Source organism: Streptomyces sp. NPDC048392, from assembly GCF_043200575.1.
Lineage (GTDB): Bacteria > Actinomycetota > Actinomycetes > Streptomycetales > Streptomycetaceae > Streptomyces.
Genome location: NZ_JBICYB010000002.1, coordinates 370,121 through 390,846 on the forward strand (window position 1 = coordinate 370,121; position 20,726 = coordinate 390,846).

Below are 20,726 nucleotides of genomic sequence, written 5' to 3' on the forward strand. Positions count from 1 at the left end.
ACCGACAGCAAGAAACCGGCCGCCGGAGGGTTGAGCGGGGCCCCCGTGCCGTACGTATGGTCTGGTGGGGTCTCGGCATGCGCGGTGAGAGGCGGCTGGCAGTGATGACTCACGGTATGCGGACGGATGTCCACACCTCGTCCCGGGGCGGCGGAGACTGGCGGGACAACGCCACCCGGTACGCCCTCCTTCCCCTACGGATCTTCCTCGGTGTCACCTTCGTCTACGCGGGCCTGGACAAGCTGACCGACAGCGCCTTCATGAAGGACGCGGGCGCCGGTTCCGTCGGCGACATGATGCGCGCGGTCCGCGACTCCTCGGCCGTCCCGGCCCTGGTCGACCTGGCACTGAAGAACCCGCCGGGCTTCGGCTACGCCATCGCCCTGGGCGAGCTGGCCGTCGGCATCGGCACCCTGCTCGGTCTGCTCGCCCGCCTCGCGGCGCTCGGCGGAGCGCTGATCTCGCTCAGCCTGTGGCTGACCGTCAGCTGGGCCTCCGACCCCTACTACTACGGCAACGATCTCGCCTACCTCGTGGCCTGGCTGCCCCTCGTCCTCGCGGGCGCCCCGCTGCTCTCACTGGACGCCGCGCTGCGCTCCCGGCGCCGGCGACGGACGGGCGGGTACCGGTAGCCCGGGAGACCCGGGCCGGGCCGTACCGCGCGGGCGCTGTTGGCGCGCGGGCCGGCCCCCGGGCCCCCGGGCACCGTCGTCAGCGGGGGAGGTCCGCCCGGGGCTCGTCCGGTGCCGTCGAGCGGGGCGCTCCGCGGCGACGGCGGACGGTCCGGGCCACGCCCCCGACCGCGCCCGCGAGGCAGAGCCCGCCCACGACGACGGGGATCACCACGAACCACGGTGCCTCCCACAGCCCGCCCGCGTCGCCCGCGTGGATCACGCCGGCCAGGATCAGGAAGACACCGGCCACCAGTCGTCCGGGCTGGAACCTATGACGCAGCACGGGCCACCTCCGCCTGACCGACGCCGACCTGGAGGTCGAGGTCGAGCGTGCCTGCGTCCTCGCCGCCCGTCGTGGGGGACAGGGTGATCTCCTCGTGCCTGCCCGGTGCCACGTCCACGTCCTTCCCGTCGTCGCCGGGCAGCTGGATGTCGCCCACACCCACCTCGACGCTCAGCCGCACGGTCACGTCCCGCGGCACGACGACCCGGATTCGGCCCACGCCCACATCGGCCCGGGTCGTCACCGTCCGCCCCTCGGCCACGTCCAGCCCGGACAGGTCCAGGGTGCCGCTGCCCGCGCCGATGTCGTACTGGTCGCGCACGTCGGCAGCCACCGCGGGCTCCCAGGTGGTCCGGACCCACTCGGTGCCGACGTTCGCCGGAAGCGCGGCCGCTGCGGCCAGCAGGCCCGCCGTGACGACCGCCAGGAAGACCGAGCCGGCGCCCGTGTGCCCCAGGAACGCGCTGACCGCGATGCCGAGACCGAAGACGGCGAGCGCGCACGCCAGACCGGTCTGCAGACTGGTGCCGAGCGGGTGCTCGTCCCAGGTCAGCCGGGTCCCGAGGAAGCCTGCGAGCAGGGCGAGGAGGAACACCCAGCCGCCGATGCCGCGGGGCCCGCGCGTCTGCGGCGGCCGGGAGCGCCGGTCGCCCGCAGCGGTGTGGTCGCGGCGCCCCGGTATCCCGCGGCCGATAGCGACGGCCGCCGCGATGTCACGGTCCCTGGAGTCCGGCGGGCCCCACATGTACCCCGTCCCGCCGTCGTGGGTGCCGTCCTTGACTATGGGACCGCGCCACCAGGACGGCCAGGTGTACATGATCGGGGGCGCCTGGGCCTCCGGCGGCGCGTCGGCGGCGGCCTGCGCGGAGAGCGGGTCGGGCTCGGGGGTCCTGCGCTGCCGCGACCAGTACCCGGCGCCCGCGAGGAGGAGGGAGAGGACGACGGCGAAGGTCAGCACGCCGCCGTTGTTCAGCATGGTGAGGAAGATCCCGCAGCCGACCAGGGCGAAGAGCACGGCCGCCAGTGCCTGGCCGTCCACCCGGCCGGTCAGCAGCTTGCGCACCTCGTTCTCCTCCTCGTCCTCGTAGGGGACGAGGAGCCAGGCGAAGCCGTAGAAGATGAGGCCGATGCCGCCGGTCGCGGAGAGCACGGCGAGGGTGATCCGGAAGATCACCGGGTCCAGGTCGCACTGCCGCCCGAGGCCGGCGCACACCCCGGCGAGCGACTTGTGCCGCCGGTCGCGCCGGAACCGGTGCGGCGGCCCGGGGGCGTCCGTGCCACCGGCCGCGCCCGAGCCCGCCGCGGCACCCGCGGCGTCCTGCGGGCCCGTCGCGGCGTGCTCGTGATCTGTCATGAGTCCATGGTGACGGGCGCGGCGCCGTGACGGCAGTCGGTTCGACCCTGGTCGGACCCTGATATCGGCCCTGACCCCGTGGCCGGGGAGTGTTCGAGACCTCCGCGGCCCGAAGATCAGGGGTGATTGGGGGAACGACCCTGATGCTCCGGCTTCCGGACCCGTGTGAATATCGGTGTCATGCCGGAAGCCGCAGCAGCACCCGTCGTCGAACCGCGGCCGCCGCGCAAGCTCTACCGAAGCAGCGACGGACGCTGGCTCGGTGGTGTGGCGCGGGGGCTCGCCGGGCACCTCGGGCTGCCCGTCGTCTGGGTACGGTTCGCCTTCGTCGGCCTGTTCATGGCCGACGGCCTGGGCGCGCTGCTGTACGCGGCCTTCTGGTTCTTCGTGCCGCTGGGTGTCGGTGGCGTCGAGGCGCAGAAACCGCCGTCCCTCGTCACCTCCGAGACCTCGCCGGACGGCCGCCGCAGACTCGTCGCCCGCAGACCGGACAAGGGGCAGATGGTCGCCCTGCTCCTCATGGTCGTCGTGGCCCTGGTCTTCGTGGGCAATGTCGACCTCGGCGGCGGCGCCAGGGCCTACCTCTGGCCGACCGTGCTCGTCGGCGCCGGCGTCGCCCTCGTCTGGCGCCAGGCGGACAACGCGCGCCGGGCCCGCTGGGCCGAGGTGGGACGCCAGCGGCGCACGGTCACCCTGCTGCGCTCGGTGGCCGGCGTCCTGCTGGTGACGGCCGGTGTCACCGGCATCTTCGTCCTCCAGGGGTCCGCCGCCCACCTGGGCTCCGTTCTCCAGGCGGCCCTCGCCGTCCTCGTCGGCATCACGCTTCTCGCCGGCCCCTACCTGGTGCGGATGACGCAGGACCTCTCCGAGGAGCGGCTGATGCGCATCCGCGCGCAGGAGCGTGCCGAGGTCGCCGCCCACGTCCACGACTCCGTGCTGCACACCCTGACCCTGATCCAGCGCAACGCGGAGAACGCGGGCGAGGTGCGCCGCCTGGCCCGGGCCCAGGAGCGCGACCTGCGCTCCTGGCTCTACAGACCCGAGGGCAACGGCAAGGACGAGGACGACGAGCCCACCACCCTCGCCGAGGCCGTGAAGCGCAATGCCGCGGAGGTGGAGGACAAGCACGGCGTTCCCATCGAGGTGGTCGTCGTCGGCGACTGCCCGCTCGACGAGAGGACCAGCGCACAGATGCAGGCCGCGCGCGAGGCGATGGTCAACGCGGCCAAGTACGGTGGCGAGGGCGGCGCCGTGCAGGTCTTCGCCGAAGTCGAGGGCAGGACTGTCTTCGTGTCCGTCCGGGACCGCGGCCCCGGCTTCGACCTCGACTCGATACCCGCCGACCGCATGGGCGTCAGAGAATCGATCATCGGCCGCATGGAACGCAACGGCGGCACGGCGCGGCTGCGCGCGGTGCCGGACGGCGGCACGGAGGTCGAACTGGAAATGGAGAGGGCGGAGAAGACGTCATGAGCGACCCGACCGAGGCGAACGGAACGGCGGGAGTGGGCGAGGGGTCCCGGCCCCGGCAGCCGGCGAACGGCGGCGCGGGGGAGCGCCACGTGCGGGTGGTGCTCGTCGACGACCACCGCATGTTCCGCACCGGAGTGCAGGCCGAGATCGGCCAGACCGCCGAGACCGGGGTCGAGGTCGTCGGCGAGGCCGCCGACGTCGACCAGGCCGTCACGGTCATCACCGCGACCCGCCCCGAAGTGGTGCTCCTCGACGTCCACCTCCCCGGTGGCGGCGGGGTCGAGGTGCTGCGCCGCTGTGCGCCCCTGATGGGGGACACCGAACGGCCCGTACGCTTCCTCGCCCTGTCCGTCTCGGACGCGGCGGAGGACGTGATCGGTGTGATCCGCGGCGGCGCCCGGGGTTACGTGACCAAGACCATCACCGGCACGGACCTGGTCAACTCCGTCTTCCGCGTCCAGGAGGGCGACGCAGTCTTCTCCCCGCGCCTGGCGGGCTTCGTCCTCGACGCCTTCGCCTCCACCGACGCCCCGCCGGTCGACGAGGACCTCGACCGGCTCACCCAGCGCGAGCGCGAGGTGCTGCGCCTGATCGCGCGCGGCTACGCGTACAAGGAGATCGCCAAGCAGCTCTACATCTCGGTGAAGACGGTCGAGTCCCACGTCTCGGCGGTCCTGCGCAAACTCCAGCTGTCCAACCGGCACGAGCTGACGCGGTGGGCGACGGCACGGCGACTGGTGTGACGGCGAGGACAGGTGCCGGATGACGCCGCCGGGCGGGTGCGAGGCTGCTTCGAATTCGGTGGACGCCCTTTGAGCGAGTCGGCGAGCATCCGCAGGTGACAGATGAATTCGACTACCGGGGCCCGTCCACGCGGAGCCCGAAGCGTGTCCGTTTTGTCGAGCTATCCGGCGGGGCGATGTCCGCTTTGCTCGATGCTGACCTGTCCGAAGCCGGTAGGGTTGCCGGGGTTTCGCTGACCGAGTACTTCGTGACCGACAGAGCACGGTGGCTATGGCGGTTCCGGCTCGCCCAGATGGCCGCCGATCCCGGCCAGGCGCGGTGGATGGTGCGACAAGCGGTCATCGGCGACGAGGGTCTCGTCGTCGGACATGCCGGGTTCCACGGACCACCTGATGAGGTCGGCATGGTCGAGATCGGCTACTCCATTGCTCCCGCCTTCCGTCGCCGGGGATATGCCCGGTCCGCGCTGATCGAGTTGCTCCGCCGGGCAGCGGCCGAAACCCCGGTCACGACCGTGCGGGCGACGATAGGCCCCGACAACGTGGCGTCCCTAGCGACGATCTCGGGCTTCGGCTTCGTCGAGGTCGGAGAGCAGTGGGACGAGGAGGACGGTCGCGAAGTCGTCTTCGAGGTTCCTGTCCGCCGGGTTCCACGCGCAAGATGGGAGGGTTCACGGCGGAACGATGAGCTATGACGTGAGTGCCGCCTCGGACCACACCTCTTTGCCGACGCCGTGTTCCCTCGTCTGTGCGCCCCGGTCGGCCGCCAACGCTGCCACCAGCGCGAGACCACGGCCCGACTCGTCGCCCGGGCAAGCGGTGGCCGTTCCGGGAGGGTGGTATCGGCGTCCGTGACCGTGCTGCGGAGGCGATCGGCACTGAGGACGCAGCGGTCCGGATCTCACGGCCGGCCGGGGCCTTCGCGTGGCGGTACGCGCTCGTCATCAGACAGCAGCCCACTCCACCTCTGTCATGTCCGAGGGATGCCGCCGAACACGTTCCGGGTGATCAGCCGCATTCCCGAACCGGTGAGCGCCACCATCACACGTCGGTGCGGCCGAGTTGAACTCCACCGGCGCGAGTGCGTACAACCGCGGCAACAGGGTCTCCGGATCTCGGTTGGCTCCGCGACCCCGAGCTACCAAGAGGCCCTGCCTTCATGTCCACGGCCAGTAGCGATCACCCGATCGAGGTTCCCGTTCGACGCAGAACCCTCAGGAGCGGAGGGACAACAGCTACCGATGACGACCCCGAGTGTGACTTGACGGCTTTGATCCGCAGATCGCCCTGGGAGACGGGTCGCGCCTACTTCGCCCGCTGGCAGAAGGACGGGACACTCTCGGACGACTCAGTGGCCGGCAAGCGGAAGTTGATCCGCCCCCTCGAAGGCCGCAGCACCGAGCCGACGGCCTGCATCGTCGACGCTCAGCGCGTCAAGACCTCCGCTTGGTGGCTGGCTCACGGCGGACGATGACACGCGATTCCCGATCGAACGCGACTCGTGCAGCTTTTGGTCGTTATACGGACGACCGCCTGCCTGTTTGGTAGCGAATCCCCTGTTGCGTATCTTCTGGAGCTTTGCCATGACTGTGGAACTTCACGCTACCGAGCCGCTTCCCTGCTCGGCGGCTGATGGTCTGCCCGGAGACGCGGTGGCTGTGGTGGGCGTCGGCCTACGCCTTCCCGGCCGGATTCGGTCCTTGAACGGTCTGTGGGCGGCCCTTGAAGGGGAACGGGATCTGGTGGGGGAGGTTCCCGCCGACCGGTTCGACACCGGAGCCTTCGTCGTGACCGGCGCCGGGCGGGCGGGGAAGTCCTACACAGCCGCGGGCGGGTTTCTCGACGATGTGGCGTCGTTCGACGCCGGCTACTTCGGTATCGCTCCCAAGGAGGCCGCCCGCATCGACCCCCAGCAGCGGCTCCTGATGGAGTGCGCGGTCGAGGCGTTCGACGACGCCGCGATCGACCCCGCTGCGCTGGCCGGCAGTGATACAGCCGTGGTGATCGGGGTCTCCTCCCACGACTACTCCGATCTGCAGGCGCGGCGGCTGCGCACGTACAACCCCTACACCATGGGGGGTTCGGCAGCCTGCAATACCGCCAACCGTCTCTCGTACGTCTTCGACTTCCAGGGGCCCTCGAACGCGGTGGACACCGCCTGCTCTTCGGCTCTGACCGCGGTGCACCATGCGTGCGAGGCGCTGCGCACGGGTCGAAGCCCGCTGGCGATCGCCGGTGGGGTGAACGTGTTGTTGAGCCCTGCGGGTTTCGCGGGTTTCTCAGGCGCCTCGATGCTGTCGCCGACAGGCCGGTGCCGGCCGTTCTCGGCGTCGGCGGACGGGTACGTGCGCTCGGAAGGCGCGGGGGTGCTGCTCCTGAAGCCGTTGTCCGCGGCGCTCGCGGACGGGGACCGGGTGCATGCGCTGATCCTCGCGAGCGGCATCAACGCCGATGGACGGACTGCTGGTCTGGCATTGCCCAGCGCCCGTTCACAAACGGCGTTGCTGCAGCGGGTGTACGCAGGCGCGGGCATCAAACCCAGTGATGTGGCGTATGTGGAGGCTCACGGCACGGGGACTCAAGCGGGTGACCCGGTCGAGTGTGATGCCCTGGGGCGGGCACTGGGCGCTGGTCGGACCGGCGGTCCGCTGCTGGTGGGATCTGTGAAATCCAACATCGGACACATGGAATCCGCCGCAGGTGTCGCGGGCCTGCTCAAGGGGTTGCTGGTGCTGCGGGAGGGCAGGATCCCGCCGACGCTGCACGGTGTGCCGCAGAACCCCGCGATCGACTTCGCCGCTCTGGGGCTGGAACCCGTCGTGGAAGCGCGGTCGCTGCCCAGGACCGGTATGGGGGTGGTGGGCGTCAACTCCTTCGGCTTCGGCGGCGCCAACGCCCATGTCGTCCTGGCCGCGCCCCCCGCACCCGCGCGGCCGTCGGGCCGGAAGTCCGTCGCGCAGGGCACCCGTCTGCCGGTGGTGGTCTCCGCCCGCACCGCGCAGGCGCTTCGGGACGCCGCGCAGGACTGGGCCGCTCACTTCGACGACCAGGCGCGGCAACACCCCGAGAGCACCGGTCAGCGCTTCTACGATGCCGCGTTCACCGCCGGCCGCCGTAGGGCTGGGCGGGAGCAACGCATCGCCGTCCTCGCCGAGGACCCCATCGGGGCGGCGGCCGCGTTGCGCTCGGTCGCTTCGGGCAGGCCGGCTGCGGCAGTCGCCGTGGAAGAGGCGGTCGTGCGCGGTCGCGTGGCGTTCGTCTTCAACGGCAACGGTGCCCAGTGGGTGGGCATGGGAGCCGAGTTGCTGAGCGGGGACGCGGCGTTCGCCGCCGAGGTGGCGGCTGTGGATCGCGAGTTGGCGCCTTTGCTGGGTTGGTCGGTGGAGGCGGAGCTCGCGACGTCGGCGGATCCGGGACGCTGGGAGCGGACCGAGGTGACGCAGCCGTTGCTGTTCGCCGTGCAGGCTGGTGTGGTGGCAGCGCTCGCCGCGCGCGGAATCGAGCCTGTAGCGGTCATGGGGCACAGCGTGGGCGAGGTCGCGGCAGCCTATTGCGCGGGGGCACTGACCCGATCGCAGGCGTGCCGGGTGGTTGCCGAACGCTGCCGCGCCCAGGCGGCGACGGTGGGCGCGGGCCGGATGGCAGCGGTGGGTCTCGGCGGGGAGGCGGCGCGGAAGCTGCTTGCTGACGAGGGGTACGCCGCGCGCTTGGTGGTCGCCGCCGTCAACTCGGATCAGGATGTGACGATCGCGGGCGAGGCGGCAGCGTTGGAAGCGCTCGGTGCCCAGTTGGATGCCGAGGGCGTCTTCTTCCGTGACCTGGGCCTGGACTACGCCTTCCACACCCCCGCGATGGACAGGATCCAGGAGCCGCTGGCCGAGGCACTGGCCGACCTGCGTCCGGCGAAGTGCCGTATTCCGCTCATCTCCACCGTGACGGGGCGCTCGGTGAAGGGTACGGAGCTGAATGCGGCGTACTGGTGGCGCAATGTGCGCGAGCCGGTCCGCTTCGCCGAAGCCGTCGGTGTGCTGGTCGACCAAGAACTGCGGTGCGACGTCCTGGTGGAGGTCGGCCCGCACCCTGTACTCAGCGGATACCTGCGTCGTGTGGCGGCGAACAACGCGCAAGACGTCGCCGTCGCCTCGACGATGTCTCGCGTCCAGCCCGGCCCGGCAGCCCTCGACGCGGCGCTCACTCGTCTGCTGGCGGTCGGCGCGCAGGTCGACTGGAAGGTCTTCTTCCCGCAGCGGGGCGCGGTGGTCGACCTGCCAGTCTACCCGTGGCAGCGCGAACGGCACTGGAACGGCCATCCGGACTGGTGGCTCGAAGAGTCCGGGCAGCAGCCGTCCACCCCGGTGCGACAGCCGCTCCTGGGCACTCGCCAATCGGTCGCGAACCCCGCGTGGCGCCAGCAGGTCGATCCGGATGCCTTGGCGTGGATGGCCGACCATACCGTCCAAGGAACTGTCGTGTGGCCGGCGGCGGCCTACACCGACATGGCACTGGCCGCCGGCTTCGAGGTGTTTGAAGCACCCGCCGAGATCACCGGCCTGACCTTCGACAGAGCCCTGGTGCTGCCGTTCGACGACCCGGACATGGACGTTCACCTTTCGACAAGCCTGGGCTCTGATGGTGCCTTCGCGGTGAGCAGCCGCAGTGGCGAGCACCAGGACTGGAGCGAACACGCACGCGGACGCGTGCGGCGTCTGCTGCGCGACCAGCCGCAAGCCCTTGCCGTCGGCGACATCCGTTCCCGCTTGACGAGGCTGCTGTCCCCGGCGGAGCACTACGGCGCCTGTGCCCGCGCCGGTCTGCCCTACGGCCCCGCCTTCCGACCGCTTACCGCCTTGCACACCGGAGAGGGGGAGATTCTCGCGGAGTACGCGGCCACGATGGAGGCGGCCCCCGGCCACCAAGCCCACCCGACTGTTCTCGACGGTGCCTTGCAGGCGGGTATGCCCCTGCTCGCCGCCGTCAACGACGACTCCTGCCCCTACCTGCCCTCCGGAATCGAGACGGTGCGCTGCTGGCGCCCGATGCCTGCACAGGGGCTCATTCATGTGCGGGCCCGGTCGGGCAGCAGGCAGGAAGCCGTCTGGGACATCACCGTCAGCAACCTCGACGGAACGGTCGCCCTGGAACTGCTGGGCTGTCATCTGCGCCGCTTCGAGGCGGGCGGCAGGCGCCAGCCCCAGCAACTGACCGAAGTCCTGCGCGCCGCCCCCCTGCCGGGAGAGGCCGCGCGGCCGGCGCCTCTGCCCGCGCCGGCGGATGTCTTCGCCGCCTGCGTGCAGGAGATGGCCACGCTCACCGCGGCGTGGACGGCGAGTCCCTACGACCAGTTCCGCACGAGGGTCATGGAGGTGGCCGGGCACTTCACCGGCGCCGCAGTACGCGAATTGCTCCCCGGCGCCCGGGCAGTAACGGTCGAAGCACTCATCGCCTCTGGCGCGGACGCCAAGTACACCCTGCTCCTGCGCACGCTTCTCGACACGGCCGCCGAGCACGGGGTGCTGCGACGTGAGGGACCGGGCCGCTGGCGTCTGGCGAAGGAGCCCGCCCCGGAGCCGCTGTTCGCCGCGCTGCTCGGTGATTTCCCGGGTGAGGCCGCAACGGCGCTGGCCTACGGGGCATGCGGACAGCATCTCGCGCGCGTCCTGCGGGGGCAGAGCGACCCTCTCGAACTGCTTTTCTCCGAGACGGATTCCATGGCGGACCGCTTCTACGACGGCGCGCCCATTCTCGCCTACCACGGTCGGCTCGCAGCGACGCTGATGGCGAGCGCCATCGCCCGCTGGCCGCAGGACCGCCCCCTGCGCATCCTGGAAGTCGGCGCGGGCACCGGCGCCACCACAGCCGCCCTGCTGCCTCACCTGCCGCGCGAGCGCGCCCACTACACCTTCACCGACGTCTCCTCCGCCTTCTTCCCTCAGCCCAAGAGCCGCTTCGCCGCGTACGACTTCGTCGACTACCGGGTCCTGGACCTCGAATCAGAGCCCGTTGAACAGGGTTTCGCCCCTTCCTCCTTCGACATCGTGGTGGCCTCCAACGTCCTGCACGCCACGACCGACCTCGCTGCCACGCTGCGCCGAGTCGCGAACCTGCTGGCCGACGGCGGACACCTGCTGGCAGTTGAGAGCCACAGTCACGAGGCTCTCGCACCGGTCTTCGGGCTGCTGGACACGTTCTGGTCAGCGACCGACCGTGACCTGCGGCCCGACGGGCCGCTGCTGGCACACGACCGCTGGAAGGACATCCTGCACGCGTCCGGGTTCACCGGCACCGCCCAGACGGGAGACCCCGCGTCGTTCGCGCTGAGCGACCACTCCGTCCTCCTCACCGCCCGACGGCCCCGCTCCCACCCCCCTGCCCCAGCTCCCCGCATCGAAGCGCTCCCCGCCCGCCGGTGGCTCGTGGGCGCCCTGCCGGGTTACCGGCAGGGCCCGGGCCCGGCACAGAGCTCGGTGGTGACCGCCCTGCGCGGCCGCGCGGCCGCCGAGGCCGTCCAGGCGACGTCTGTCGACGACACCACCGCGTCGTGGCAGGGTCTGCTGTGCTCGGAGCAGCCACCGACCGACCTGGTTCTGTTCTCTGAGGAAGGCAATGCCGCGTCACCGGCCGAAGCGACCGACGCAGCGGTACGCCACCTAGCGGTCTTCCGGGCTCTGAGCGCCGCCTGCAAACAGCACACCCCTGCCCGCGACCTGAACGTGTGGCTGATCGCCACCAGCTCCCGGGCCGCCGTATCCGCGCCGCCTGCGGCGGAGTACGGCGGTGCATGGGGAGGCGCGCGCACGCTGGCGAACGAGCACCCGGAACTGAAGGTCCGCAGGATCGCCCTCACGGGAGCGCGCAGAGAGGGGCAGCACAAGGAGCTCGCTGACCGTGTGGTGGAGGAGTTGCTGGCCCGGCCGGAAGAAGACGAGGTACTGCTCACCCCCGCCGGCCGGTTCGCCACGGTCGTGCGCCCCCTGTCCCCGCCGGTGACCGGGAGCGGTTCCAGCAGCTACACCCTCACCCTGGACGACCCCGGCCTCCATTACCGGCTGACCTGGCGGCTCGCCGAAGTGCCCACACCCCAGGCCGGCGAGATCGTGATCGCTGTCGCTGCGGCTGCCCTGAACTATCGCGACATCATGATCGCCACAGGCCGTGTCCCGGCCGTCGCGTCCAGCCGGATGCCGCACACCGCGGACGTCGGCCTCGAATGCGCCGGAGTGGTCAGTTCCGTGGGGCCCGGCGTTACCCACGTCGCCGTCGGCGACCGCGTGGCGGGGCTGGCGCAAGGCTGCTTCGGTACCCACGCGCTCGCACGTGCCGACCGCGTCATGGCGCTGCCGACGGAGATGAGCTTCGCAGCCGCCAGCACACTGCCCGTGGCATTCGCCACGGTGCACCACAGTCTGAACCACTTGGCCCGCCTGACGCCCGGCGAGACGCTGCTGATCCATGGAGCTGCCGGCGGAGTGGGGCTGGCCGCCCTGCAGTACGCGCGCCGCATCGGAGCCCAGGTCATCGCGACCGCCGGCACACCGGCCAAACGAGACCTGCTGCGTCTGCTGGGCGTCGAACACGTGCTGGACTCGCGTCGGCTCGACTTCGCCGAGCAGGTCAAAGACCTCACCGGCGGAGCGGGAGTCGATGTGGTCCTCAACTCGCTCGCCGGGGAAGCCCTGGTGCGCAGTGTGGGCCTGCTCAAGCCCCACGGCAGGTTCCTCGAACTCGGCAAGCGGGACTTCCTCCTGGACAGTTCGCTGCCACTGGCCCCCTTCCTGCACAACCTGACCTTCTTCGGGGTTGATCTCTCCCCCATGATGAGCGGGCCCTCGCCCCTGATGGACCAGCACCTGAGCACCCTCACCAAGGCCGTTCACGCCGGCGACTACACGGCGCTGCCCTACCGCAGCTACCCCGCCCACCGCATCGACGAGGCGTTCACCAACCTCCAGCACTCCCGGCACACCGGCAAGATCGTGGTCACCTTCGACGGGGACGTACCCCTACACCACCCAGCCGACCGGCCGGTACTGGACCCTGACGCCACCTATCTCGTCAGCGGCGGCCTCGGCGGCTTCGGCGCCGCGACCGCACGCCACCTGGCCGCCCGCGGGGCACGCCACCTCACCCTGATCAGCCGCCGCGGCGAGAACGCACCGGAAGCCGCCCAGCTCCTGGCCCACCTGCGCGGCTGCGGCACCCACACCGCCGTCCATGCGGCGGACATCAGTGACGAAGCCGCGCTGCGCCGCGTCCTGGACGACATCGACACCTCCGGGCGACGGCTGGCGGGCGTCATCCACGCCGCCATGGTCCTCGATGACGCACCCCTGGCCGAGCTGAACGACGACCGCCTGCGCGCCGTCCTCGCCCCCAAGATGACCGGCGGCCTGCTCCTGGACACCCTCACCCGCGAGCGCTCACTGGACTTCTTCGTCGTCTACAGCTCGGCGGCCGCCCTGGCAGGCAACATCGGGCAGGCGGCCTACGTCGCGGGCAACCTCGTCCTGGAAGGACTGGTCCGGGACCGCCGAAACGCGGGTCTTCCGGCCTTTGCCGTCCAGTGGGGAGCCATCACCGACAGCGGATACGTACACCGCAACGGCCGCTCCGAGGAGATGACGGCAATCGGCCTCGGCCACCTCACCGCCGCCGACGCCCTCACCCGCCTGGACGAGTTGCTGAGCCACCCCGCCGCCACTGCGGCCGTCGGCTTCTTCGACTGGGACAGGCTCCAGCAACACGTGATGCCCACCCTGACCGCCCCCCGCACGGCCCCTCTCCTCCAAGGCCGCCGTGACAGTGACACCGCGGATCAGTGGCGGGACACGCTGGCCGCCACCAGCGCCGCCGGGACCGTACGGGTGGTCGAAGACAAGCTCGCCCAACTCCTGGCCGCCATCCTGCAGACGACCCCCGAGCGCATCGACCGCTCCCGTCGACTGGACCTGCTCGGCGTCGACTCCCTGATGGCCGTCGAGCTTTCCGGCGCAATCGGCAAGAGCATCGGGTGCGACCTGCCCGTGGTGGAGCTGACCGGGGCCGCCCATCTGACCGACCTCGCACTCCGTGTCCTGGCCCGCCTGGGCAACCCCGCCCGCACCGGCAACTGAACTCCCCCGGGCTGTGCCAAGCCGGCGCGGCCCCGGGCCCCTCGCCTTCCGAACGGACACAGAACCGTGACACCGCGCCTTCCCCATACCGGGGAGCCTTCCCTGGCCTCGCTCACCGACCGGCCCGCCGCTGAACTGCGACTACTGTGCCTGCCGCCCGCAGGCGGCGGCCCCAGCTTCTACCGTCCCTGGGCAGAGCATCTGCCCGAATCCGTAGACCTGTGGGCCGTCCGGCTGCCCGGCCGCGGCGCTCTCGCCGACCATGCCTCTCTCACGGACCCCCACTACACCACCACGGCCCTGGCAAACCTGATCCACCAGAGCGACGACGACCGGCCGTACGCACTGTTCGGCCACAGTCTCGGCTCCCTGCTCGCCTACGAGACCACACGTGCCCTGGTCCGCGCCCGCCACCGCCCGCCCGTGCTGCTCGCACTCTCCGCCCTGCCCGCACCCCACCTGGACGCCTTCGTCACCGCACTGTCCGCAGTCCTGCTGGACGGAAGACAAGGCGCCGCCAGGCTCCTCGGCCCCATCCCCGACGAACTCCTGGACGACCCCCGGATCCTCGCCGCCGCCTACACCCCGATCCTCGCGGACCTGCTCCTCGCCCTGCAGTACCGACACCAGCCCGAACCACTGCTGGACCTCCCCGTCGCCGTATACGGCGGCCAGGACGACCCGATCGCCCCCATGGAACGACTGCGCACCTGGGGCGACCTCACCACCCAGCCCGTATCCCCACGGGTCTTCCCAGGCACGCACAACTACCCCGACCGACAGATCAGCGCCCTGACCGGCCGGCTGTGCAAGGACCTCCACGCCGCCACCCGCTACCCGCTGACGGCACCGTGAACGATCAAGTGACACGCACGAACGAGTCTCGCCGCTGGTCCGCGACGCTCACCGTGTGCCTGGGCCTGTTCCTCCTCGCCATCGACCTGACAGTCCTGAACGTCGCCGTCCCCGACCTCCACACCGATCTCCGGCCCTCGATGTCGCAGATCCAATGGATCATCGACGGCTACGCCCTCGTCCTTGGCGGCAGTGTGCTGGCAAGCGGGTCCCTGACCGACCGCATCGGACGCCGCCGGGCCTTCACCACCGGCCTCCTGCTGTGCGCCACGGCCTCACTCCTCGGAGCCCTCGCACAGGAACCGGAGCAAGTCATCGCGGCCCGCGGAGCCATGGGCGCCGGTGCCGCCCTGCTGATGCCCGCCACGCTGTCCATCATCCACCAGCTCTTCCCCGAGCCCGAACTACGGCGCCGTGCGATCGCCCTGTGGACGGCAGTGATCGGCGTCGGGGGACTGACCGGACCGGTACTCGGCGGCTGGCTCGTCGAACACTTCTCGTGGCGCGCCGCGTTCTGGATCAACCTGCCCGTCGCGGCCATCGCCATCACGCTCGCCCTGATCCTCGTCCCGGAGTCGCGCGCACCGCACACCCCCGTCGACTGGCCCAGCATCGTCTTGTCCGCCGCCGGCCTCCTCGCACTCGTCTGGGCGTTCATCGAAAGCCCCACGCACGGCTGGACCAGCACGCCCGTCCTGACCGCCTTCGGCACGGCGGCCCTCCTGCTCACAGGATTCATCGCACGCCAGCACCACGCCCGGTTCCCGATGCTTCCCATCTCCCTGCTGCGTATCCCATCGATCAGCATGGGCGCCGCAGCACTGGCACTGATGTCCTTCGCCTGCTTCGGAGCGCTGTTCGTCGTCACCCTCTACCTCCAGGGCGTACTGGGCTACACCCCCTGGCAGGCCGGGGTACGGACGCTGCCGCTCCCCGCCGGGCTCGTGCTGGGAGCGGCTGCCGCCCTGCCGCTCGCGACCCGATGGGGAAACCGCCTCCCGATCGTCACGGGCCTACTCGTCACCACAGCCTCGTTCGCCGTTCTGGCGACCACAAACGCCACCTCCGGCTACGATCACCTGATCGTCTTCCAGGCCGTCGCCGGCGCAGGAGCCGGACTGACCGTCGCAGCGGCAACGGAAACGGTCATGGGCGCCACCCCCGGCGAAAAGGCCGGCCTCGGCTCAGCCATCAACGACGCCACACGCCAAGTCGGCTCCGCCCTCGGTGTGGCCGTACAGGGATCCCTCCTGGCCACCCTCTACAGCGACCGGCTGAGTAACCGGCTCACCGGTACTGATGTGCCCGCGCACCTCGCCCAAGCCGCCACCGAAAACGTCCTCGCCCCGCTGACCCTCGCACCCCACCTGGCGAGTCCCGCACGCGAGCACCTCCTCACTACAGCCCGTGAGTCCTTCACCGAAGGACTCACACACACCGCCCTCCTCGCCGGACTGGTCACCTTCCTCACTGCCGCAGCCGCCGCATACTGGCTGCCCGCCCGCCCAGCACACTCCCAACGAGCCACCCCCTCCCTACCAGCAGCCCTGACTGACCTGTGAGGTTCAGCCCGCGTTCTCGATCACGCTCGGGAGCACGAACAAGGCCACGTAGACCGGACGATTCACCACCTGCCCGTCACGCACCTGACGCAGGCCCTCACAGCCGGCCTGCCCGACGCCGTCCACGCTCCCCGTGGGTTCGTCGCCCGTCGACTGCGGGACAAGCTGCCGTCCATGCCCACGCCCATGCCCCATCGCCCTTCGCGGTCCCGGACGCGCGAGCCGACGCCCGCGAACCCCGCCTCCTCGGCCGCCTTATGCCGGAGTGCACCGAGTGCGGCGTCCCGGGCCGCCCCGCTGCCTTCGTTGGCGGCCTGTGCCGAGGCTGCCGTACCGCCGGATCGAGCCCCAGCGGGCAAGGCCCCCCCCACGCGAGGCGGCCCTACCGAATCCCGGCGCCCTCGCACGCGAGGCCGCGCTCGCCGCCCGTAGCCGTAGCCGTTGACAACAGGCCACCTGCCGCCCCACGGTCACACGACCCGCGCCGCCCCCGCGAACGGCATCGCGTCGACGGGGGCGACCCGCACCGGTGCCGACGGGTTCGGGGCGTGGATCATCTGCCCGTTGCCGACGTAGATGCCGACGTGGCTGATGCCCGAGTAGAAGAAGACCAGGTCTCCGGGGAGGAGTCCGGACCGTGGGACACGGCGGCCCGCGTCGATCTGGGCGTAGGTCGTACGGGGGAGGGAGACGCCGGCGGCGCGGTAGGCGGCCTGGGTGAGGCCGGAGCAGTCGAAGGCGTTCGGGCCGGTCGCGCCCCATACGTAGGGGCTGCCGAGCTTCTGGTAGGCGTAGGCGACGGCCGCCGCGGCACGGGAGTTGGGCGCCTGGGCGGAGGCGGTCAGGCCGTCCCGGGGGCCCGGTGCGGAGCGGGAGACGCGGTCGCCGGTGCCCCGGCCCGGGCGGCCGCGTTCCTCGGCGGTCAGCCTGGACAGCAGGCGGCGGGCCGCCGCCAGCTTGCCGGTGACGGTCTCGCGGTGGCGTTTCAGCTCGGCCCGGCGTGACTTCAGCGAGGTCACCTCGACGCGGGCGGCGCCGCGCAGTTGCCCGATGTCGCGGAGTTCCTCGCGCACGCGGCCCAGGGTGGCCGTCTGCCGGCTGCCCGCGCGCTCGACGAACGCGGCGCCGTCGAGGTAGCGGTCGGGGTCGGCGGAGAGCACGAGTTGCAGGGCGGGGTCGAGGCCGCCGCTGCGGTACTGCGCCGCCGCGGCCGAACCCAGCGCCTCCCGTGCCGAGTTCAGCCGGTCCTCCTTGCGGGCGGCCTCGTCCCGCAGTTCCTCCAGGCGGTGTTCGGCGGCGTCCGCCTTCTCCTTCGCGCCGTTGTACTTCTCGGTGGCGACCTCCGCCTCCTGGTAGAGCTTGTCCACCCTGGCCCTGACCTGTGCCGCCGTCGGCTGCGGATCGGCGTGTCCGGTCCCGCCCAGGCCCGCCGCGGTGGCCGCCCCCGCGAGGGTGATCGTGGCCGCCGTACGGGCTCTGCCGCCGCCCGTCGCGCGCTGTCGCGGCCTGCGGTGCGCTCCCACCTGCGATCCACGTCCTTCCGTACGACTCGACTCCGGCCCGCGCCGGGTCGGCTCCGGTCCGCTCCGGCTGCCTGAGGAAGGACGCTAGGCGTGCCGGTAACGGCCCGGTGACGGGATGTGCGGAAGTGGCGCCAGTGGATCGGACGGAGACCGTATGTGACCGCAACGCCGCCCGGCGGGCGTTGTCTTCACACAGGGTGATGACCGATCTGCCGGTCAGGGGGCGGGTGGGGGACGTGAGCTGTTATGGGACACGCGACGGGCCGGTGTCCGGGCGCGTCCGGCCCCTCATTAGGCTCCGGCTCCATGGACGTACTCCTCCACATCTTCGTCGGTCTGCACATCATCGGCATCGCCGCGCTCCTCGGCGGCTTCCTGACCCAGCTGAAGGCGATGGGCCGGGGCACGGCCCGCTTCACCCCCGCGATGCTGCACGGCGCGCTGACGATGCTGGTCACCGGCGCCGTCCTGATCGGCCTCAACCAGGCCCAGGACCACTCCGTCGACAACGTCAAGATGGGCGTGAAGCTCGCCGTACTGATCGTGATCCTCGGCCTGGTCTACGTGAAGCGCGACGAGGAGAAGGCGGACAAGACGCTGTTCGGTCTGGTGGGCGCGCTGACCCTGGTGAACGTCTTCATCGCGGTGCTGTGGACCTGACCGCCCCGGTGCCCGCCCCCGCGGACCGCAGCGTGGCCCGGGCCCGGACGACCGCCCCCGCCGCGACCGCCAGCCACCCGGCCACCGCGATCCACAGCAGCGCCCGGCCGGGCCCGTCCAGCCACGGGACGCCGACGACGGCGGCCACGGACAGCGTCGCCGCCGCCGTCATGCCGAGCGGGAAGGCGGTCGACCAGCGGCGCGCGTCGTAGCGGACGCGGGGCCAGACGATCTCGGCGGCCACGAGTACGGCGTACCAGGCGAGGTCGAGGGCGAGCAGGAAGACGGTCAGGTCGTGCAGAACGGCGTTGTCGTCGGCGTTCCACAGGTACATGCCCGTCCCGGCCGCCGCCAGCAGCTTGGCGCCGGCGAGGGCCGAGATGGCGAGCGCGCCGCCCGCCACCCAGTGGTCCCCGGCGCCCCTGGCCACCTGCCGCAGATCGAAGCGGAACAGCGCGATCAGATAGAGCACGATCCCCAGCCAGAACGGCACCAGGGCCGCGTGTGCCAGCCAGGCCGTCGAGGTGGCCGCGGCCAGCGTGGCGCCCAGGACGGCGAGCCCCTCCGTGGCCACGCAGCCCAGGAACACCGTCCCCGGCATCCTCCGTCCCCAGCGCCGCACCACCAGGACCAGCAGCCACGGCCACAGCAGGGCCGCCAGCGCCAGCAGCACCGCCGCCAGGAGCGACCAGCCCAGCAGGGAGAAACGGGTGCCGAGCACGGTCGTCGCGGCGACGGCGGTGAGCGCGCCCGGCGTCCCCGCCCGCTTCATCCACCGCGCGCGCTCGGCCAGCAGCAGGTAGCCGAAGTTCGCCGCCAGCGGCAGCCAGGCGGCACAGGCCAGCACCAGGCTGATCCGGGACAGGGCCTCGCGGCCCGTCAGATGCAGGGCGACCGACACGATGCCGGTCGCCATCACCGCGGCCCCGGCCGCCGGTGGGCGCTGCGCCCACCAGGCGCGCAAGGGAGAGCGAGGAGTGCCGGACGACATGCCCCGATGCTAGAGAGCCGCGCCGGTCAGGCCGGGCGCACCACGCTGTGGATCGCGGACTCGCCGTCGTAGAAGACCGACTCCTCGCGGACGTACGCGCCCGGCTTCGGGGCGTGGATCATCATGCCGTTGCCGATGTAGAGGCCGACGTGGCTGATGTCGTCGTAGAAGAACACCAGGTCACCGGGTTGCGCCTGGGAGACGGAGACGGTCGTGCCGGCCTCGACCTGGTCGTAGGTGGTGCGCGGCAGCGTCACGCCCGCGGCCTTCCAGGCGGCCTGGGTGAGGCCGGAGCAGTCGTAGGAGCCGGGGCCCGTGGCGCCCCAGACGTACGGCTTGCCGATCTGGGCGCGGGCGAAGGCGAGCGCCTTGTCGGCCTTGGTCCCGGTCGGGGAGTCCGGCGTCGTCGGTCCCGAAGCACCGGTGCCGCCGGAGGGCTCCGGGGTGCCGGACGCACCGGAGCGGGCGTCGTCCTCCTGCCGCTGGGCGGCCTCCTCCTGCCGCCTGCGCTCCTCGGCCTGCTGCTTCGCCAGCTCGGCGGCCTTGCGGGCGGCCTCCTGCCGCTTCTTCTTCTCGATCGCCGCGAGCCGGGCCTTCTCCTCGGCGGTCAGCTCCGACAGCAGCTCGCGCGCCGTGGCGAGCTTCTTCTGGACGGTCGACTTGGCCGTCCTCAGGTCGTCCTGCGAGTCCGTGAGCGTTTCGAGGCTCGCGGTGGCCTCCCGACGCTTCCGCATGGTCTCGGACTGCTGGGTGACGTAGTCGTCGACGGCGCTCTTCTGGCGGCCGGTGAGCCGGCTCATCAGCTGGTTCTGGTCGAAGTAGTCCTGCGGCGAGTCCGCGAGCAGCAGCGTCGCGGTCTCGGGGACCGACGCCCCCGTGCGGTACTGGGCGGAGGCGAAGGAGCCCAGCTCCTCGCGCGCGTCGTTGAGCTTCTGGGTGCGCTCGGCGACGTCGTCGAGGAGGGTGTCGGCGCGTTTGCGCTGCTTGGAGGTCTTCTCCTTGGCCGCGTTGTACTTCTCGGTCGCCGACCCGGCCTGGCGGTACAGGTCGTCGACCTTCTTCTCGACCTCTTCGAGGCTCGGCCGGTCGTCCGACGGCGCGGCGTTGGCCGTCTGGGACAGCAGGGCGACGGAGGTGAGGGCGGCCGTGGCGAGGGCCGGGGTCCGTATGCCTGCGACGCGCGTACCGGTGGGACGCGACTTGCGGTGCGACGCCAAGGGAGGCGACTCCTTCCAGTGCTCCGCCTACCGGGTTAGCTGTCGGGTTCGGGCGGCGGTTCGGAAGGTTTGCCCTACGGCGGCCCCCCTCGTCGAGGGCGGTCGGCCGATTCACCCCAAAGTCTCGGTTGGGTCCCCGGCTCCGGGCGCCGTGCGGGCACGCCGGACTCGGCGGAGGCCGCACGGCCCGGCGAGGTTCGCCGGAGGGGGTCGAGCGGCCTGCCCGCACCGTAGCCAACTCGTGTGGCCGCTGTGAAGGTTGGTGGGTGATATGCCCGATA

The 20,726-nt window shown here is 71.4% G+C and carries 14 protein-coding genes and 1 riboswitch; of the genes, 9 read left to right on the top strand and 5 right to left on the bottom strand.

Translation table 11 applies throughout. From position 1 onward, the window contains the following. Positions 1-116: 116 nt before the first annotated feature. Positions 117-632: a DoxX family membrane protein gene (locus ACGFYH_RS05645; RefSeq protein WP_393801830.1), complete on the top strand. Its 516-nt coding sequence runs from the start codon at positions 117-119 to the stop codon at positions 630-632. Between the two features lie 79 nt (positions 633-711). On the opposite strand, the gene ACGFYH_RS05650 is transcribed toward ACGFYH_RS05645, so the two are convergent. Together ACGFYH_RS05650 and ACGFYH_RS05655 are read right to left on the bottom strand one after the other, a co-directional pair. Continuing rightward, the gene (locus ACGFYH_RS05650; protein ID WP_393801831.1) at positions 712-957 is read right to left on the bottom strand and encodes a hypothetical protein; all 246 of its coding nucleotides are present in this window, start codon (positions 955-957) and stop codon (positions 712-714) included. Next, positions 944-2,311 carry a PspC domain-containing protein gene (locus ACGFYH_RS05655; protein ID WP_393801832.1) on the bottom strand — a complete coding sequence of 456 codons (1,368 nt, stop codon included), beginning with the start codon at positions 2,309-2,311 and terminating at the stop codon, positions 944-946. The genes ACGFYH_RS05650 and ACGFYH_RS05655 overlap by 14 nt, the downstream gene beginning before the upstream one ends. 180 nt (positions 2,312-2,491) lie before the next feature. On the opposite strand from ACGFYH_RS05655, the gene ACGFYH_RS05660 reads away from it, so the two are divergent. The 7 genes from ACGFYH_RS05660 (at position 2,492) to ACGFYH_RS05690 (ending at position 16,054) form a co-directional block, all read left to right on the top strand. Then, positions 2,492-3,784: a PspC domain-containing protein gene (locus ACGFYH_RS05660; protein ID WP_393801833.1), complete on the top strand. Its 1,293-nt coding sequence runs from the start codon at positions 2,492-2,494 to the stop codon at positions 3,782-3,784. Then, complete coding sequence (locus ACGFYH_RS05665) at positions 3,781-4,527, top strand: LuxR C-terminal-related transcriptional regulator (RefSeq protein WP_393801834.1); 747 nt, start codon at positions 3,781-3,783, stop codon at positions 4,525-4,527. Before ACGFYH_RS05660 ends, ACGFYH_RS05665 begins: the two co-directional genes overlap by 4 nt. Positions 4,528-4,703: 176 nt before the next feature. Next, positions 4,704-5,222 carry a GNAT family N-acetyltransferase gene (locus ACGFYH_RS05670; protein WP_393801952.1) on the top strand — a complete coding sequence of 173 codons (519 nt, stop codon included), beginning with the start codon at positions 4,704-4,706 and terminating at the stop codon, positions 5,220-5,222. Between the two features lie 575 nt (positions 5,223-5,797). Next, a complete protein-coding gene (locus ACGFYH_RS05675) occupies positions 5,798-6,001 on the top strand; it encodes a hypothetical protein (protein WP_393801835.1) in 204 nt (67 codons plus the stop codon). 109 nt (positions 6,002-6,110) lie between these two features. Further along, positions 6,111-13,637 carry an SDR family NAD(P)-dependent oxidoreductase gene (locus tag ACGFYH_RS05680; protein ID WP_393801836.1) on the top strand — a complete coding sequence of 2,509 codons (7,527 nt, stop codon included), beginning with the start codon at positions 6,111-6,113 and terminating at the stop codon, positions 13,635-13,637. A 66-nt stretch (positions 13,638-13,703) separates the two neighbouring features. Next, positions 13,704-14,492: a thioesterase II family protein gene (locus ACGFYH_RS05685; protein ID WP_393801837.1), complete on the top strand. Its 789-nt coding sequence runs from the start codon at positions 13,704-13,706 to the stop codon at positions 14,490-14,492. An 8-nt stretch (positions 14,493-14,500) separates the two neighbouring features. Then, positions 14,501-16,054 (top strand): MFS transporter, encoded by a 1,554-nt coding sequence (locus ACGFYH_RS05690; RefSeq protein WP_393801838.1) that lies wholly within the window; start codon positions 14,501-14,503, stop codon positions 16,052-16,054. A gap of 470 nt (positions 16,055-16,524) precedes the next feature. Here the strand turns inward: ACGFYH_RS05690 and ACGFYH_RS05695 are convergent, their stop codons facing one another. Beyond that, entirely contained in the window at positions 16,525-17,577 is a 1,053-nt protein-coding gene (locus ACGFYH_RS05695) for an NlpC/P60 family protein (RefSeq protein ID WP_393801839.1), read from the bottom strand. A gap of 306 nt (positions 17,578-17,883) precedes the next feature. Between ACGFYH_RS05695 and ACGFYH_RS05700 the strand changes: the two genes are divergently transcribed. Next, entirely contained in the window at positions 17,884-18,237 is a 354-nt protein-coding gene (locus ACGFYH_RS05700) for a hypothetical protein (RefSeq protein ID WP_393801840.1), read from the top strand. Here ACGFYH_RS05700 and ACGFYH_RS05705 read toward each other — a convergent pair. Both ACGFYH_RS05705 and ACGFYH_RS05710 read right to left on the bottom strand, forming a co-directional pair. After that, positions 18,215-19,228: a tellurite resistance/C4-dicarboxylate transporter family protein gene (locus ACGFYH_RS05705; RefSeq protein WP_393801841.1), complete on the bottom strand. Its 1,014-nt coding sequence runs from the start codon at positions 19,226-19,228 to the stop codon at positions 18,215-18,217. The two genes, ACGFYH_RS05700 and ACGFYH_RS05705, sit on opposite strands and share 23 nt — an antisense overlap. 26 nt (positions 19,229-19,254) lie before the next feature. After that, complete coding sequence (locus tag ACGFYH_RS05710) at positions 19,255-20,445, bottom strand: NlpC/P60 family protein (protein ID WP_393801842.1); 1,191 nt, start codon at positions 20,443-20,445, stop codon at positions 19,255-19,257. Positions 20,446-20,452: 7 nt separating this feature from the next. Continuing rightward, positions 20,453-20,629, bottom strand: a riboswitch (cyclic di-AMP (ydaO/yuaA leader). Between the last annotated feature and the right edge of the window lie 97 nt (positions 20,630-20,726).